Raw genomic sequence first — 380 nt, 5'->3', positions numbered from 1 at the left:
CAGCAGGGTATGGCGTTCTTGTGCAGACAGGATATCCAGCGCGGACAGCGGTTGTTTCTGGTCTGTCACAAAGGCTTGCAGCACCCGTTGATAGCTTTCTGTCAGCCTGACGATGGTGGCCTCATCAAACAGGCTGACGGCATAGTTCAGGCAACCGATAATGCTGGTTTGCCCGTCGGACATAAACAGGCTCAGGTCAAACTTGGCGGGGCTGTACAGAGAATCGTCCAGTGTTACCGGCCTGAATGGCAGGCAGCTGTCTGACGGATTTTCTCCAGTGCTCTGCAAACCAAACATGATCTGAAAAATCGGGTGGCGGGCGGTATCACGTTCAATATTCAGGGTATCAAGGAGCTGTTCAAACGGCATATCCTGATGGG

At 52.9% G+C, this 380-nt stretch carries 1 protein-coding gene; it reads right to left on the bottom strand.

Translation table 11 applies throughout. The features are described 5' to 3' along the window. The coding region (locus AAC147_RS07305) for a condensation domain-containing protein (protein ID WP_047686142.1) at positions 1 to 380 on the bottom strand (380 nt) is incomplete at both ends.

Origin of the sequence: Xenorhabdus sp. NBAII XenSa04, assembly GCF_963866145.1 — a bacterium.
Taxonomy (GTDB): Bacteria; Pseudomonadota; Gammaproteobacteria; order Enterobacterales; family Enterobacteriaceae; genus Xenorhabdus; species Xenorhabdus indica.
This window is presented reverse-complemented; position numbering and strand designations above follow the sequence as displayed.